The sequence below is a fragment of the Corallococcus sp. RDP092CA genome, from assembly GCF_041903675.1.
In the GTDB taxonomy this organism is placed as follows: domain Bacteria; phylum Myxococcota; class Myxococcia; order Myxococcales; family Myxococcaceae; genus Corallococcus.
This window is the reverse complement of sequence record NZ_JAYESI010000018.1, coordinates 138687-154245: the sequence shown is the minus strand read 5'-3', so window position 1 is coordinate 154245 and position 15559 is coordinate 138687. Positions and strand designations below refer to the sequence as shown.

Genomic DNA, 15559 nt, shown 5'->3' with positions numbered 1-15559 from the left:
CATGGAGGGGGCGGGGTCCGTGAACCGCGGCACCGTCGCGCCGAGGCTACTTGTGCGCGTTCAGGTCCGGCTCGGACGTGGGCGCCTTGTCGGCGGGCACGTCGAAGAAGGCGCTGGGGCTGGGCGCGCGCGTCTGCGACACGCTGTTCTCCAGCGACTCCGGCACGGGCGGCAGGGCCACCGGCGTCACCTGCTGCGCGTGGGCGGCGGCCTCGGCCTTGAGCCGCGCGTTCTTGCGGTGGCGGTACACGAAGTAGGCCACCGCCACCACCGCCAGCGTCCCCATCACCATGACCTGGCCGTCCTTCATCTTGCGGATGACCATGTCCAGCTCGCCACCGAAGTGGAACCCGAGCCACACGAACACCGGCGCGGACAGCAGCGCCGCCAGGCCGTCCCACAGGATGAAGCGCCAGAACGGCATGTGCACGGAGCCCGCCGTGAAGTACGTCACCGCGCGCACGCCCGGCATGAAGCGGGCGATCATCACGATCTTCTGGCCGTGCGTGACGAAGAGCGACTCCACCTTCGCCCGCTTCTCCGGCGTGACGATCTTCGAGAAGAACCCTCCGCCCTTCGCCCCCGGGTCGCGCCCCAGCTTCGTCCCCAGCCGGCGCCCCGCCATGTAGATGAGGCTGTCGCCCACCAGGATGCCGAAGAACCCCACCGCCATCATCACCGGCAGGTGTGCCGCGCCCTTGTGCGCCAGGAATCCACCGAGGATGAGCGAGATGTCCTCCGGTAGCGGCACGCCTAGCCCGCACGCCACCAGGACGGCGAACACGGTCAGGTAGGCGAAGAGGCCCTGGGAGTTACCGAGCAGGTTGGTGAGCAGTTCTTCCACGCGTCGTTCCGTCCAATCACTTCCCGAAGGACCGCTCGGCAATCACCCGGGCCGGCCCATCCATCACCCAGCCATCAACCGGGTGCGGCACTTGAAAACTCCGGCCGCCCAGCTTCCCACCTCAAGTGGCCGCGCCCCATCACGAAAGCGCTCGGCCTTCTGCCTACCCATGCCCACGGTGTGTGACAGCCCGGACGCCCGGGGGACTCCCGACGGGCACTGTAACCACCTCGGGTGCGGGAGGCAGGACTCATCGCGCTCCGGTAGGAGCACCGCGCGACCTGTCCGACAGAGCTTCAGGTGCCCGGGGCCCGCGCCACCAGCGTGCGCAGCATGTCCCGGTTGTCCCGGGCCTTCGCGCCGAAGTGGCTCACGATGCCCATCAGCAGCTTGATGCAGGCCTGCGGCTTCTGCGCGAGCAGCTTCTGGAAGTCCGCCGCGCGGATCTCCAGCGCCATCACGTCCGTCTGCGCGGTGGCCGAGCACAGCCGCTCTCCCTTCTGCACGAGCGCCAGCTCGCCCAGGGGTTCGCCGACGGTCACCTCGCCCAGGGGCACGTCCTCGCCCGAGGGGCTCCGGGCGCTCAGCCGCACGGTGCCCTCGCCGACGATCAGCAGCGAGTCCCCGGGTTTGCCCTCGGCGAACAGCGCCGTCCCCTTGGGGAAGGCCCGTGACACGGCCGCCGCCGCGAAGATGGAGATGCCGGTGTCGGTGAAGCCCTTGAAGAGCGGACAGGCCTTCAGGGTCGTCTCGGGGGCGAGCGCCATGGGGGTGTTCCTAACACGCACAATGCGGCCGCGTCAGCGGCTGGAGCGGTGCTCCGCGGCGACGTGCACGTAGTGGAGGGCGGACTGGACCAGGAACTCGCGCTCGCCGTCGTGGAGGGGGCGCTTCACCTTGCCGGGCGAGCCCACCACCAGCATCCCCGGGGGAATCTTCGTCCCGGGCGTCAGCAGCGTGCCGGCGCCGATGATGCAGTCGTCCCCCACCTCCACGCCGTCCATCAGGATGGCGCCCATGCCCACCAGCACCCGGTGGCCCACGAGGCACCCGTGGAGGATGACCCGGTGGCCCACCGTGCAGTCGTCGCCCACCGTGGTGGCGTCCCCCTGGCTGGTGACGTGCACCATGGTGAGGTCCTGGATGTTGGTGCGCTTGCCGATGCGGATGGAGTTCACGTCCCCGCGCAGCACCGAGTTGAACCAGATGGACGAGTCCTCGCCCAGCTCCACGTCACCCACCACCTGGGCGGAGTCCTCGACGAAGCAGCTGGGGTGGACGCGGGGGGAGACCCCGCGAAACGGCCTCAACGCCATGGTGCACCTCCGACGGCGAGACGACGGCGAAGGCGTCAGGCCTCCGCCGGGACATGCAACGGCAAGGGCCGCTCCACCGGCGGCGGCGCCACGGTGGGGGCCTGGAGCACCGCCACCTGCTTGCCCGCGAGCTGGTTGGGCGTCGCGCGCTCCACGTGCACCTTCACGAGGGAGCCCGCCGGAGCATCGCCGTCGAAGTTCACGGTGCGGTTCTCCGGGGTGCGGCCGAAGCGCTTGGCGGCGTCGTAGCGCGAGCGGCCCTCGACGAGGACCTCCACGTCCAGCCCCACCTGCGCCTGGGTGTACTCGCCGCTGATGCGCCGCTGGAGCTTCTGGAGGCGCTCCAGCCGGGCCACCTTCACCTCATGCGGGATGGGGCCCCAGTCCTTCTCTCGCAGCGCGGCGCCCGTCTTGGGGCGCGGGCTGTAGACGAAGGAGAACTGGTTGTCGTACTTCACCCGCTCGGTGAGCTGCATCGTCATCTCGAACTCCTCCTCGGTCTCACCGGGGAAGCCCACGATGATGTCCGTGGTGATGGCGATGCCGGGCCGCGCGGCGCGCAGCTTCTCCAGCCGCTCCATGTACTGCTCGACGGTGTAGTCGCGGCGCATCATCTTCAGGATGCGGTCGCTGCCGCACTGCACCGGCAGGTGGAAGTGCGGGGCGATCTTCGGCTGCACGCGGAAGGCTTCGATCAGCTCGTCCGACAGGTCATGCGGGTGGCTGGTGGTGAAGCGCACGCGCTCGATGCCCGGCACCTCCGCGGTGCGCAGCAGCAGCTGCGCGAAGCTGATGCCGCCCTGGTACGAGTTGACGTTCTGGCCGATGAGCGTGACCTCGCGCACGCCCACGCCCGCCAGGTCCGCGACCTCGGTGAGCACGTCCGGGAAGTTGCGGCTCACCTCGCGGCCACGGGTGTGCGGGACGATGCAGAAGGAGCAGACGTTGTCGCAGCCCTTCATCACGGTGACGAACTCGGTCACCTTGCCGCGGGACGTCTCCGCGTCCGCGCGCGGGAAGACGTACTCCTCGGAGTCCACGAAGGCCGTCTCCACCACGCGCTCGCGCGAGTCCTGCACGCGGGCGATCACCTCCGGCAGCTTCGCGATGTTGTCCGGGCCGAAGACGAAGTCCAGGTAGGGCACCTTCTTCAGCAGCTTGTCCTTCTCCTGCTGGGCCACGCAGCCGCCCACGCCCAGGATGGCGCCGCGGCTGGCCTTCACGGCGCGGTAGCGCCCCAGCGCGGAGAGCATCTTGTCCTCGGCCTTCTCCCGGATGGAGCAGGTGTTGAGGATGATGAGGTCCGCGTTGTCCGGCTCCGGCGTGGGCACGTAGGACATCTTCGACAACGCCTCGCTCATGCGGAGCGAGTCGTTGACGTTCATCTGGCAGCCGAAGGTGTGGATGAAGTAGCGCTTCATGGGTAGGCCTTGAAGGAAAACGGGCCGTTATGGAACGCCCGGACGCGGAATGCAACCGGGCGGACACGCCGGCTCATCCCCGGATGAGCACCTTCGTGAGCCGGGTGTGCAGCCCCAGCAGCTGGGCCTCGCGCTCGCGGAGCAGGGCCACCGTCTCCGCGCCGTACCGCCGGCCCAGGGCGTCCGTCTCCTGCTCCTGGTTCACCAGCTCGTCCTGGACGCGCTTCCTCACCGCGTCCACCTCCGGCCCGGAGCGGGACGCCAGCTCCGTCAGCTTCGAGCGCAGCCGCTGCACGGTCCACCGCCGCCCGCCGAAGGCCCGGAGGATGGCGCTCCCCCACTCGGCCGCCTTCACGTCCAGGCCGCTGGCCTCCAGCGCCGCCTTGGACGCGCGGGCCATGGCCTCCGGGGCCGCGTCCGCCTCCACGTGCGCCAGGAAGGTCTCCTGGTAGCGAACCAGCTGGTCGAGCAGCGCGCTGTCCACCGGCCGTGACGCCATGCGCAGCGTGCGGTCGTCGGCGGCGTCGAGGTCCAGACCGGTCTCCACGTTGGGGACGTCCTGGTAGTCGTCGAAGAAGGACGGGGCCATGGGGGCTCCTGTGTGGGGGAAGGGGTTGTTTCAGGCGGGGACGAGCTGCTCCGCGATGCGGGCCAGGTCCGAGACGGAGTTGACGACCACGGCCTGGGTGCAGTGCTTCTCGTAGGTGAGCATCTCGCTGTCGCCGATGCCCCAGTTGCCCCGCTCCTCGGGGCAGATCCACAGCACGCGCTTGGCCTTGCGCTTCAGGTCCTTCAGGGCCCAGGCGTTGCTCGCGTTGTAGTTGTTCCGGCCGTCGCCGATGATCATCACGGTGGTGCGGCGCGTGATGCTGCCCAGGTGGTCGCGCGTGAAGTCCGCCAGCGCACGGCCGTAGTTGGAGTTGGAGCTCATGGACACGGTCCGCCCGGCGGTCGCCGCGTCGATGGCCTCGTTCACGTCCAGGTCCTTGAAGAGCGGGGTGACCTCGCCCACGTCGGACACGAAGACGAACGAGCGCACACGCACGAACAGCGACTGGAGCGTGTGCATGAACAGCAGCATCATCCGAGACGCGTTGCGCACGGAGTCGGACACGTCGCAGAGCACCACCAGCTCCGGGCGCTCCGGCCGGCGGGTGCGGAACACGGGCACCATGGGCACGCCGTCCCAGGGCATGTTCCGGCGCAGCGTGCGCTGCGCGTGGAGCGACCCGCGCCGGTGCGAGCGCTGCTTGCGGATCATCCGGCTCTTGAGCTTCTCCGCCAGCGTGCGGACCGCGGCCTCCATCTGGTCCACCTCCGCCTGCGTGAGCAGGTGCAGCGCCTTCTCCGTGACGGAGTCCGTGCGGCGGCGGATGCGCGCCTCGGACTGGCGCTTCACCTCCGCGCGCGCGGCCTCCTCGATCTTGCGCATGGCCGCGGCCACGTGGCGCGAGACGATCTCCACGCCCTCCGCGTGCAGCCCGCGCGCCTTGAGCTCGTCCTCCAGCGACTTGAGGTCGGACCGGGCCCGCTCCATGCCCGCGCCCGCCAGCATGCGCCGCGTGAAGAACCCCGTCTGGAGCGGGCTCTCCAACTGGCCCAGGTCCAGTTGGAGCGACGCCTGGCGGAAGAGCTGCGCCAGCCGCGCGCGGTCCCCCGCGAGGAGGGCCTGCGCGAGCGGGGACATCTCCGGCGCCAGCAGGTTCATCTGGTAGATGACCATCTTCAACAGGTCGCCTTCCAGGTAGCCCTCCTCCTCCAGTTGCTTCGCCAGCGACTTGTCGATGGCCTCGAACGTGCGGGCCGCGCCGGAGAAGAAGAAGTCGAACGCGCGGCGGAACGTGTCCACGTCCAGCTCGCGCTTCACCAGCGTGGTGCGCAGCACGGAGCGGAACAGCGCGCGGTCCTGGACGCCGACCTCCGCGGTGGCGCGCAGGGCGTCCTGCACCTCGGACGTGCTGACGCGCACGCCGTTCTGGCGGAGGACTTCAGCGAACTCGACGATGCGGGCGTCCATGGCGCGTCAGGCTCCCCGTTCGAAGGACATCACCGCTTCCACGTGGTGCGTCTGCGGGAACATGTCCACCACCTGGAGCGCCACCGGCTTGTAACCGGCCTCCACCAGCCCCGCCGCGTCGCGCGCCAGCGAGGCCGGGTCGCACGCCACGTAGACGACCCGGCGCACGCTCAGCGCGCGCAGCCACTTCGCCAGGCCCGGGGCCCCGGCCCGGGGCGGGTCCGCGAGGCACAGGTCGAACGAGCGCCCCTCCGCCACCAGCCCGTCGCACACCTTGCGCGCGTCGCCCTGGACGAAGCGCACGTTGGCCACCCCACCCTCGCGAGCGCTCCGCTGCGCCAGCTCCACGCCCACCGGAGACGACTCCACCCCCAGCACCGCCCCGGCCGTCCCCGCCAGGGGGAACGTGAAGTTGCCGTTGCCGGAGTACAGCTCCAGCACGGAGTCCGTCTCCCGCGCGCCCAGCTCGTACAGGGCCGCCGTGACGAGCCCCACGTTGGCCTCCGCGTGCGCCTGGGCGAACGCGTCCGGCCGCAGGTACACCGGCACCTCCGGGCGCAGCGGGGACAGCGAGCGCAGCACCGGCCGGCCAACGAGCCGCGCCGAGCCCTCCCTGGGCACCAGCACCGCGCCCTCCAGCCGCAGCGCCCGCACCGCGGCCTCCGCCGCCTCCAGGTGTCGCGAGGTCACCGGGCCGCTGAGGTTCACCGCGAACGCGGCCTTGTCGCCCTCGGCCAGCAGCAGCACCTCCTCCGTGTCCCTGGCCAGCGGCTTGAGCAGCGGGGCCAGCCTCCCGGGCAGCGCCGTGAGCGCCGGCGTGAGCGCGGGGCAGACGTCCACGGGGACGCGCTCGTGCGTGCGCCGGCCGAAGTAGCCGAGCGCCCCCTTGCCCGCCCCGTGCAGCACCGCGCGGCGGCGGTAGCCCCAGTCCCGGGGCGCCACCATCAACGGCCGCACGGCGAAGTCCGAGCGCTTCAGGTGGCCCAGGTGCTCCAGCGTGGACAGGACGATCTCCTGCTTCGCGGACCGCTGCGCCGGGACGGACAGCTCCAGCCAGTCACAGCCGCCGCACGCGTCCGAGCGCACGCAGCGCGACGACACGCGCTCCGCCCCGTCCGTCAGCACCTGGCCCAGGTGGCCGCGCAGCACCTTGCCCTGGGCCTCCAGGAGGACGCGCACGGTGTCGCCGGGGAAGGCGCCGGGCACGAAGACGGTGCGCCCCTGCCACTGGGCCACGCCTTCGCCCAGCTGGCCCAGCCGCTCGATGGTCAGTTCAATGGGGGCTTCGGGCAGCGTCGTCATCGCAGGCGCACTCGCGGGGGCCGCCTGGGTGGGGCCGCCCTACTTCCGGGTCGCGCTGCCACGCTCGTCCGCCGGCAGGGCTTCCCGCAGGCGCTCCACGAACGCTTCGATGCGCGACCGCTTCTCGTCGTCAACGTCCAGGAACTCCACCGCCATCCCCGGCACCTCGTGCCCCGGCGTCCCCTGGGGGTTGGTGCGGGTCACCTTCCCGGACAGGTCCACCGGGAAGCTGGCGCCCGGCAGCGACACCAGCAGGCGCACCACCGTGCCCACCGGCAGCGGCTGCGGGGTGTTGATGTAGATGCCGCCGCGCGACAGGTTCACCGCCCAGTCCGTCACGAAGCCCGACACCGTGCGGTACGCCACGGGCAGCTCGTGATCGATGCGGTGCGCGCGAGGCGCGGGGACGGGCTTCTCCGAAGTGTCGGCCATGACGTGCTCCGCGCCCCGGGGATGGGGGCCTCCGTCCCGCCGCCAGACAGTGGCGAGAGACGGAGGCACACCCTAGCACCCTACGTCAGGCAGGGAATTTCATCTCGCGCAGGTCGGGCGCGACCTTCAGCCTGGGCTCGGTGAGCTGCTGCACCCGCTCCACCGTCAGTCCGGGCGCCAGCTCCCGGAGGACCAGGCCCTCCGGCGTCACGTCGAGGAACGCGTGGTCCGTGACGATGTGGTGCACGCACTTGAGGCCGGTCAGCGGCAGCGAGCACTTCTTCAGGATCTTGGGCTGCCCGTCCTTGTTGGCGTGCTCCATGGCCACGTAGATGCGCTTGGCCCCGACGGCCAGGTCCATGGCGCCGCCCATGCCCTTCACCATCTTGCCGGGGATCATCCAGTTGGCCAGGTCACCCTCTTCGCTGACCTCCATGGCGCCCAGCACGGCCAGGTCGATGTGGCCGCCGCGGATCATCCCGAAGGACAGCGCCGAGTCGAAGAAGGCGGAGCCCTTCACCACCGTCACCGTCTCCTTGCCGGCGTTGATGAGGTCCGGGTCCTCGCTCCCCTCCTCCGGGTACGGCCCGATGCCGAGCAGGCCGTTCTCCGACTGGAGCACCACCTCCACCCCGGGCGGGATGTAGTTGGGGACCAGCGTGGGGATGCCGATGCCCAGGTTCACGTAGAAGCCGTCCTTCAGCTCCTGGGCGATGCGCTGCGCGATCTGTTCACGGGTCAGGGGCATGGCTCAGGACGCCTTCTTGCGGACGGTCCGCCGCTCGATCCACTTCTGGAGGTTCTGCGCCTGCACGATGCGGTGCACGAAGATGCTCGGGATGTGCACCTGATCCGGGTCGATCTCCCCCGGCTGCACGATGTGCTCCGCCTCCACGATGGTGACCTTCGCGGCCATGCACATCATGGGCGTGAAGTTCCGCGCCGTCTTGTGGAACACCAGGTTGCCCCAGGTGTCCGCCTTCCACGCGTGGACGATGGCGAAGTCGGCCTTGAGCGGCGTCTCCAGCACGTGGAGCCGCCCGTCGATGACGCGCGTCTCCTTGCCCTCCGCCACCTGGGTGCCCGCGCCCGTCGGCGTGAAGAACCCGCCGATGCCGCAGCCCCCGGCGCGGATGCGCTCCGCGAGCGTGCCCTGCGGGTTCAGCTCCACCTCCAGCTCGCCGGAGAGGAACTGCCGCTCGAACTCCTTGTTCTCCCCCACGTAGCTGGCGACCATCTTCTTCACCTGCTTGTTCTGCAGGAGGATGCCCAGCCCCAGCTCCGTGGTGCCGCAGTTGTTGGAGATGATGGTGAGGCCCCTCACGTTCTTCTTGTGCAGGGCCGTGATGAGGTTCTCGGGGTTGCCGCACAGCCCGAACCCACCACTCATCAGGGTGATGTTGTCCGGGATGTCGGCGACCGCCTCATCCGCGCTCGCGTAGACCTTGTTCATGCGGGCGGTGTCCTTTAGCGCTCGACCATCAGCGCGATGCCTTCGCCGCCGCCGATGCAGAGCGACGCCACGCCGCGCTTCTTGTTCTGGTCCTTCATCGTCTGGAGCAGCGTGACGAGCACGCGCGTGCCGGACGCGCCAATGGGGTGGCCGAGCACCACCGCGCCGCCGCGCACGTTCACCCTGGCGGGATCCAGGCCGAGCAGGCGGTTGTTGGCGATGGACACCACGGAGAAGGCCTCGTTGATCTCCCAGAGGTCCACGTCCTTGACCGTCACGTTCTGCTTCTTGAGCAGCGCGTTGATGGCGTCCGCCGGCGCGATGGTGAACTCCACCGGCTTGCGGGCGGCCTGCGCGTAGCCCTTGATGCGGCCCAGGATGGTGCGGCCCTCCGCCTTCGCCCGCTCCTCGCTCATCAGCACCACGGCCGCGGCGCCGTCGTTGATGGAGGACGCATTGGCGGCCGTCACCGTGCCGTCCTTCTTGAACACCGGCTTCAGGCCCGGGATCTTGTCCGGCTTGGCGTTCTTGGGGCCCTCGTCCTCGGAGACGGTGGTGAACTCATCCGGCTTCTTGCCGGGGATCTGCACGGGGACGATCTCCGCGGCGAACAGGCCCTCCTTCTGGGACTGGATGGCGCGGCGCGTGGACTCCAGCGCGAACTCGTCCTGCTGCGCGCGGCTGATGTTCTGCGAGGTGGCGCACTCCTCGGCACAGATGCCCATGTGGACGTTGCCGTACACGTCCCAGAGGCCGTCGTTGATCATCGCGTCCTTGAACTCCACGTTCCCCATGCGGGCGCCGCCGCGCATGGTGTGGCTCAGGTAGGGCGCGTTGGACATGGACTCCATGCCGCCCGCGACGACGACGTCCGCGTCGCCCAGCGCGATGGCCTGCGCCGCGGCGATCACCGTCTTCAGGCCGGAGCCACAGACCTTGTTCAGGGTGACGGCCGGCACGGTGTCCGGGAGGCCGGCGAAGAGGGCCGCCTGGCGCGCCGGGGCCTGGCCCACGCCCGCCTGGAGGACGCAGCCCATGATGACCTCCTGCACGGCCTCCGGCTTCACGCCCGCGCGCTCCAGCGCCGCCTTGATGGCGATGGCGCCCAGCTGGGGCGCGGTGAGCTTGGACAGCGCTCCCTGGAAGGAGCCGATGGGGGTACGGGCCGCGCCCACGATGACGACTTCACGAGCCATGGAATTGCCTCCTGGAGAGGGAACCGTCTGGAGAAGGGAAAAAGCGCCGGGAGGGACTTATCACGGGCGCTTTCCGGCGAATCAAATGGAAACGGCCGGGCTCCCCGCGGGGAACCCGGCCGCTATTCACGTCAGGACGTTGGGCTGATTACTTCTTCAGCTTGGAGGCCATGACGTCGCCCAGGCGGGCCTTGGACCCCTCGGCCTGCTTGCGCAGGTACTCGCGGTAGTCCTCGCCCTCGCCGATGAGCGCCTTGATGGACAGCGCCACCTTGCGGTCCGGGGTGTTGATGTCGATGAGCTTGACCTCGACCTCCTGGCCCTCCTGCACCACGTCGCGGGGGTTCTCCACGCGCTCCTCCTTCAGCTCGGAGACGTGGACGAGGCCCTCGATGCCCGGCTCGATCTCCACGAACGCGCCGAAGTCGGTGACCTTGGTGACCTTGCCCTTCACGCGGCTGCCCACCGGCAGGCGCTCGGACAGCGTCTCCCAGGGGTCCGGCTGGAGCTGCTTGATGCCCAGGCTGAAGCGCTCGTTCTCGACGTCGATGTTGAGGACCACCGCCTCGACCTCGTCGCCCTTCTTGAACATCTCGCCCGGGTGCTTGATGCGCTGGGTCCAGGAGATGTCGGACACGTGCACCAGGCCGTCCACGCCCTCCTCGACGCCGACGAAGACGCCGAAGTCGGTGACGTTGCGGATCTGGCCCTTGATGACGGAGCCGATCGGGTACTTGTCCTCGAGCAGCGTCCAGGGGTTCTGCTCGATCTGCTTCATGCCCAGCGCGATGCGCTTGGCCTTCGGATCGATGTCGAGGACGACGGCCTCCACCGTCTGGCCGACCTCCAGGATCTTGGACGGGTGCTTGAGGCGCTTGGTCCAGGACATCTCGGACACGTGCACCAGGCCCTCCACGCCCTGCTCGATCTCGATGAACGCGCCGTAGTCCGTGATGGACACGACCTTGCCGGCGACGCGGGTGCCGACGGGGTACTTCTCGTCGGCGCGGTGCCACGGGTCCTCCTGGATCTGCTTGAGGCCCAGGCTGACGCGCTCCTGCGCGGGGTCGAACTTGAGGACGACGACGCGCACCTCGTCACCGACGTTGAACATCTCGCTGGGGTGACCGATGCGGCCCCAGGACATGTCGGTGATGTGGAGCAGGCCGTCGATGCCACCGAGGTCGATGAAGGCGCCGTAGTCGGTGAGGTTCTTGACCACGCCCTTGAGGACCGCACCCTCCTTGAGGTTCTTGAGGGTCTCCTTCTTCATCTCCTCGCGCTGCTTCTCCAGCAGCACGCGGCGAGAGAGGACGATGTTGCCGCGCTTCTTGTTGAACTTGATGACCTTGAACTCGAATTCCTTCGAGATGTACTGGTCAAGGTTGCGAACCGGGCGGATGTCCACCTGGCTGCCGGGCAGGAACGCCTTCACGCCGATGTCGACGGAGAGGCCGCCCTTCACGCGACCGACGATGGTGCCCTTGACGATCTCATCACGCTCGCAGGCGGCGGAGATCTCGTCCCAGATGCGCATCTTGTCGGCCTTCTCCTTGGAGAGGACGACCATGCCGGTGTCGTTCTCGCGGCTCTCCAGGAGGACCTCGACGGGGTCACCGGACTTCACGGTGACTTCCCCGCGGGGATTGGTGAACTCGGAGATCGGGACCTGACCCTCGGACTTGTAGCCGATGTCCACGATCGCGAAATCCTTCGTCACCTGCACGACCGTGCCCTTGACGATCTCGCCTTCCTTCAGGATTCCGTCGCCGCCACGCTCCTTGAGCGAGGCCTCGAACATCGCCGCGAAGTCTTCGTCACCGCCGTCGATCTGCTGGTTCACGTTCTGCTGCATGAATGGGAAGTCCTTGGAACGGTACAGCTGCCCCCTGTTTGAATAGGTGCGCGGCCGCCTGCGGGGAGCGACGGGAAACCGCGGGTGTCCCCCAAATGGGGACGCAAGGCTGGTTGGAAGCCGCGCACCCTAGACACCGGAGTTTCCAGGAGTCAAGCGGTGCACCGCGCCATGTGGTGATCCGTGTTCTATGAACGCCCGACCGGGGCTGCACGCCGCCCCCCGCCAGGCCCCCCTGCCCGCCCGCCCCATGTAGGACAGGCGGAGCACTCCTCCCCCGACTCCTACCCCTCCCGCCGGAACGTCTCGCGGGCGATGACCATCCGCTGCACCTCGCTGGTGCCCTCGTAGATGGTCTGGACGCGGGCGTCCCGGAAGTAACGCTCGACCGGGAACTCGTCGATGTAACCGTAGCCCCCGTGCAGCTGCACGGCCTTGTCCGCCACCTTGTTGCTCATCTCGCTGGCGAACAGCTTGGCCATGGAGGCCTCGCGGGTGAACGGCTGGCCGGACTCCTTGAGGGCGGCGGCGCGCAGGGTGAGCAGCTCGGCCGCGTCCAGTTGGGTGCGCATGTCCGCCATCATGAAGCGCGGGGCCTGGAGGTCCGCCACGGCCTGGCCAAAGGCCTTGCGGTCCTTGGTGTAGTCCACGGCCGCCTCCAGCGCGGCGCGGCCGGTGCCGCACGCCTGCGCCGCGATGCCGATGCGCCCGCCGTCCAGCGCCATCATGGCCAGGCGGAACCCGTCGCCCTCCTTGCCCAGGAGGTTCTCCGCCGGCACCTCGCAGTCCTCGAAGGTGAGCCCCACGGTGTTGGACGCGCGCAGGCCCATCTTGTCCTCGTGCCTGCCCACGTGGAGGCCCCTGGCGCCGCCCTCCACGATGAAGCAGGACAGGCCCTTGTTGCCGGCCTGGCCCGTGCGGGCCCACACGACGATGACGCCCGCGTAGGCGCCGGAGGTGATCCACTGCTTGCTGCCGTTGAGCACGTACACGTCGCCGCGCTTCACGGCGGTGGTGCGCATGGCGCCCGGGTCGGAGCCCGCGTGCGGCTCGCTCAGGGCGAACGCGCCGACGATGGCCTCACCGGAGGTGATCTTCGTGACGAACCGCTCCCGCTGCGCGTCGGTGCCGGCCGCGTGGATGAGCTCCCCGCACATGTTGGTGACGGCCATGGCCACGGACACGGAGGCGTCCGCGGCGGCCATCTCCATCATGGCCAGCGCGTAGGACACGACGCCGGCCTCGGCGCCGCCGTACCTGGCCGGCAGGTTCACGCCCAGGAGGCCCACCTCGGCCAGGGCCTTGAAGACTTCCGGGTCGAAGCGCTCCTCGCGGTCCGCCGCGCGGGCATGCGGGGCCACGCGCTCGCGGGCGAACTTGCGCGCGGTGTCGCGGATGAGCGTCTGGGTCTCGGTGAGGTCGAAGTTCACGGGCGCGGGTGTCCTGCTACTCGATGGCCTTGAGGTTGAACGGGTACTCGATGGGGTGGTCGCGGCCGTCCGGGGGCTTGGGGAAGTCCATGGACGACAGGACGGACACCACGCAGTCGTTGAGGCCCGCGTCCTTCAGCGTGCTGCCGTGCTTGTCGATCTTCGCGCTGCGCACGGTGCCTTCGGCGGTGATGGTGAAGGTGGTCCTCAGCAGCCCCTCCACCTTCTTGTCCTTCTCCACCATGTGGTCCTCGTAGCACTCCTGGATCCGAGGCATGTGGTAGGCCATCACCTGGCGGATGGAGTCCGGGGTGAAGGGCAGCTTGCTGACGTCCAGCCCATCGTGCTTCGCGGGGGCGGGCGTCGTCGCCGGGGCCGTGGCCGGAGCGGGCGTCGTCGCGGCCTTCTTCTTCGACGTGCCCTGGGCGAGCGCCAGCGGAGCCGCCAGGCCCAGGGACAGGAACAGCACGGGGAGGAGCGCGCGCTTCATGACCGGGTGACTACTCCTTCAGCAGGTTGGCGGAGATGACGATGCGCTGGATCTCGCTCGTCCCCTCGTAGATTTCGGTGATGCGCGCGTCGCGCACGTGGCGCTCGGCGTCCATCTCCTTGCTGTAGCCCATGCCGCCGTGGATCTGCAGGGCCTTGTTGGCCACGCGGCTGGCCATCTCGCTGGCGTAGAGCTTGGCCATGGCGCTCTCCTGGGAGTGGCGCACGCCCTTGTCCTTCATCAGCGCCGCGCGCCAGACGAGCAGGCGGGCCGCGTCGATCTCCATGGCCATGTCCGCGATCATGAACTGGATGGCCTGGTGGTCGCGGATGGGCTTGCCGAACGTCTTGCGCTCGCCCGAGTAGCGCACCGCCTCCTCGAAGGCCGCGCGCGCGATGCCCAGCGCCTGGGACGCGATGCCGATGCGGCCGCCGTCGAGCGTGGACATGGCGACCTTGAAGCCCTCGCCCTCCTTGCCCAGGCGGTACTTCTCCGGCACGCGCATGTCCTCGAAGAACATGGAGCAGGACCAGGCGGCGCTGATGCCCATCTTCTTGTCCGGCTCCGCGCGGATGAACCCCGGCGTGTCGGTGGGCACGAGGAACGCGGTGATGCCCTTGTTGCCCGCTTCCTTGTTCGTCATCGTGATGAGGACGATGGCGTCGGCCTTGGGGCCGTTGGTGATCCAGTTCTTGGAGCCGTTGATGATGTACTCGTCGCCGCGCTTCACGGCGATGGTCTTCTGGGCGGCGGCGTCGCTGCCGGCCTCGGGCTCCGTCAGGCCGAAGCAGCCGATCTTCTGACCGCTGGCGAAGGGCTTGAGGAACTGCTCCTTCTGCTCGGGGGTGCCGAACTTGTTCACCGGGTCGCAGTAGAGCGAGTTGTTCACGCTCATGATGACGCCCGTGGACGCGCAGCCGCGGGAGATCTCCTCCATCGCGAGCGCGTAGCAGACGTTGTCCAGGCCCGCGCCGCCCCACTCCTCCGGCACCGCGATGCCCAGGAGCGACAGCTCCGCCAGCTTCTTCACCGCGTCCGTGGGCCAGGCGTGCTGTTCGTCCCACTTGCGGGCGTTGGGGATGAGTTCCTTGGCGGCGAACTCGCGGCACAGCCGCTGGATCTCGCGCTGGATGTCGGTCAGCTCGAAGTTCATGGTGGACCTCCCATAGTACGGGGTCCGCCCCGGGGCTACTCCGAAGACGCCCCTCCACCCTCGGGAGCAGGAATCCGGGTCCCCAAGAACATCGCCAGCGGCACCGCCACGTCGAAGGACACGTCCGTGCGAGCCCCCGCGTCCGTCCAGGCCCTGCGCACCACCACCGACACCGTCCAGGGTTGGGTGTCCCGGTGCCGCTCAATCAGGTCGTAGGTGAGCCCCACCCCGGCCACCCCGCCCTTCCCGTCCCCGCCCCACACGCCCGCTCCCTCGGCCAGGACGCCGAGGCGGGACGCGTCCGGGAAGGCGTACACGCGCCCCCCGGCGAGCAGGCGGAAGGTGGACGGCCGCAGTCGGAGCTGGGGCTCCACGAAGGGCGACAGGATGAGCGTGGGGCCGGGGATGTCCAGCGGCGGGCTGGCCCACGGGTGGATGGGCCAGGACAGCACCCAGCGGGCGCCGTCGCCCCACTCGCGGTGGAGGTCCGGGAGGGCGGGCTCCAGGAAGCACAGCGTGTAGAGACACAGCGTGCGCTTCCAGGACACCAGGGCCGGGGCGCGGGGCTCCCGCGCGGGACCCTCCTCCGCCCGGGCCGGCGGCGCGGCCAGGAAGCACAGCAGGCTCCCGGCCGCGACCGCGGGCTTCAC

16 protein-coding genes are annotated in these 15559 nt (G+C 69.4%); all 16 read right to left on the bottom strand.

Annotated elements, in window-relative coordinates:
- Window positions 1-46: 46 nt before the first annotated feature.
- Window positions 47-844, bottom strand: a complete 798-nt coding sequence (locus U8525_RS20520) for a DedA family protein (RefSeq protein ID WP_374267970.1) — start codon at window positions 842-844, stop codon at window positions 47-49.
- Window positions 845-1140: 296 nt separating this feature from the next.
- Window positions 1141-1611 carry a cyclic nucleotide-binding domain-containing protein gene (locus tag U8525_RS20515; RefSeq protein ID WP_374267969.1) on the bottom strand — a complete coding sequence of 157 codons (471 nt, stop codon included), beginning with the start codon at window positions 1609-1611 and terminating at the stop codon, window positions 1141-1143.
- Between the two features lie 33 nt (window positions 1612-1644).
- A complete protein-coding gene (locus U8525_RS20510) occupies window positions 1645-2160 on the bottom strand; it encodes a gamma carbonic anhydrase family protein (protein WP_374267968.1) in 516 nt (171 codons plus the stop codon).
- Window positions 2161-2195: 35 nt separating this feature from the next.
- Window positions 2196-3581, bottom strand: a complete 1386-nt coding sequence (gene miaB, locus U8525_RS20505) for a tRNA (N6-isopentenyl adenosine(37)-C2)-methylthiotransferase MiaB (protein ID WP_374267967.1) — start codon at window positions 3579-3581, stop codon at window positions 2196-2198.
- Window positions 3582-3654: 73 nt separating this feature from the next.
- Window positions 3655-4170, bottom strand: a complete 516-nt coding sequence (locus tag U8525_RS20500; protein ID WP_374267966.1) for a hypothetical protein — start codon at window positions 4168-4170, stop codon at window positions 3655-3657.
- Between the two features lie 30 nt (window positions 4171-4200).
- Entirely contained in the window at window positions 4201-5598 is a 1398-nt protein-coding gene (locus U8525_RS20495; protein WP_374267965.1) for a VWA domain-containing protein, read from the bottom strand.
- A 6-nt stretch (window positions 5599-5604) separates the two neighbouring features.
- The gene (locus U8525_RS20490; protein ID WP_374267964.1) at window positions 5605-6900 is read right to left on the bottom strand and encodes a class I SAM-dependent RNA methyltransferase; all 1296 of its coding nucleotides are present in this window, start codon (window positions 6898-6900) and stop codon (window positions 5605-5607) included.
- A 39-nt stretch (window positions 6901-6939) separates the two neighbouring features.
- Complete coding sequence (locus tag U8525_RS20485; protein WP_374267963.1) at window positions 6940-7332, bottom strand: TIGR02266 family protein; 393 nt, start codon at window positions 7330-7332, stop codon at window positions 6940-6942.
- A gap of 85 nt (window positions 7333-7417) precedes the next feature.
- The gene (locus U8525_RS20480; RefSeq protein ID WP_374267962.1) at window positions 7418-8080 is read right to left on the bottom strand and encodes a CoA transferase subunit B; all 663 of its coding nucleotides are present in this window, start codon (window positions 8078-8080) and stop codon (window positions 7418-7420) included.
- 3 nt (window positions 8081-8083) lie between these two features.
- Window positions 8084-8785 carry a CoA transferase subunit A gene (locus U8525_RS20475; protein ID WP_374267961.1) on the bottom strand — a complete coding sequence of 234 codons (702 nt, stop codon included), beginning with the start codon at window positions 8783-8785 and terminating at the stop codon, window positions 8084-8086.
- A 14-nt stretch (window positions 8786-8799) separates the two neighbouring features.
- Window positions 8800-9981, bottom strand: a complete 1182-nt coding sequence (locus U8525_RS20470) for an acetyl-CoA C-acyltransferase (RefSeq protein ID WP_374267960.1) — start codon at window positions 9979-9981, stop codon at window positions 8800-8802.
- Window positions 9982-10129: 148 nt separating this feature from the next.
- On the bottom strand, window positions 10130-11836 hold the full coding sequence (locus U8525_RS20465) for a 30S ribosomal protein S1 (protein WP_014397002.1): 1707 nt from the start codon (window positions 11834-11836) through the stop codon (window positions 10130-10132).
- Window positions 11837-12120: 284 nt separating this feature from the next.
- Window positions 12121-13266, bottom strand: a complete 1146-nt coding sequence (locus tag U8525_RS20460) for an acyl-CoA dehydrogenase family protein (protein ID WP_374267959.1) — start codon at window positions 13264-13266, stop codon at window positions 12121-12123.
- Between the two features lie 16 nt (window positions 13267-13282).
- Entirely contained in the window at window positions 13283-13756 is a 474-nt protein-coding gene (locus tag U8525_RS20455; protein WP_374267958.1) for an AgmX/PglI C-terminal domain-containing protein, read from the bottom strand.
- A gap of 10 nt (window positions 13757-13766) precedes the next feature.
- Window positions 13767-14909, bottom strand: a complete 1143-nt coding sequence (locus U8525_RS20450; protein WP_374267957.1) for an acyl-CoA dehydrogenase — start codon at window positions 14907-14909, stop codon at window positions 13767-13769.
- A 35-nt stretch (window positions 14910-14944) separates the two neighbouring features.
- Window positions 14945-15559, bottom strand: a complete 615-nt coding sequence (locus U8525_RS20445) for a hypothetical protein (protein WP_374267956.1) — start codon at window positions 15557-15559, stop codon at window positions 14945-14947.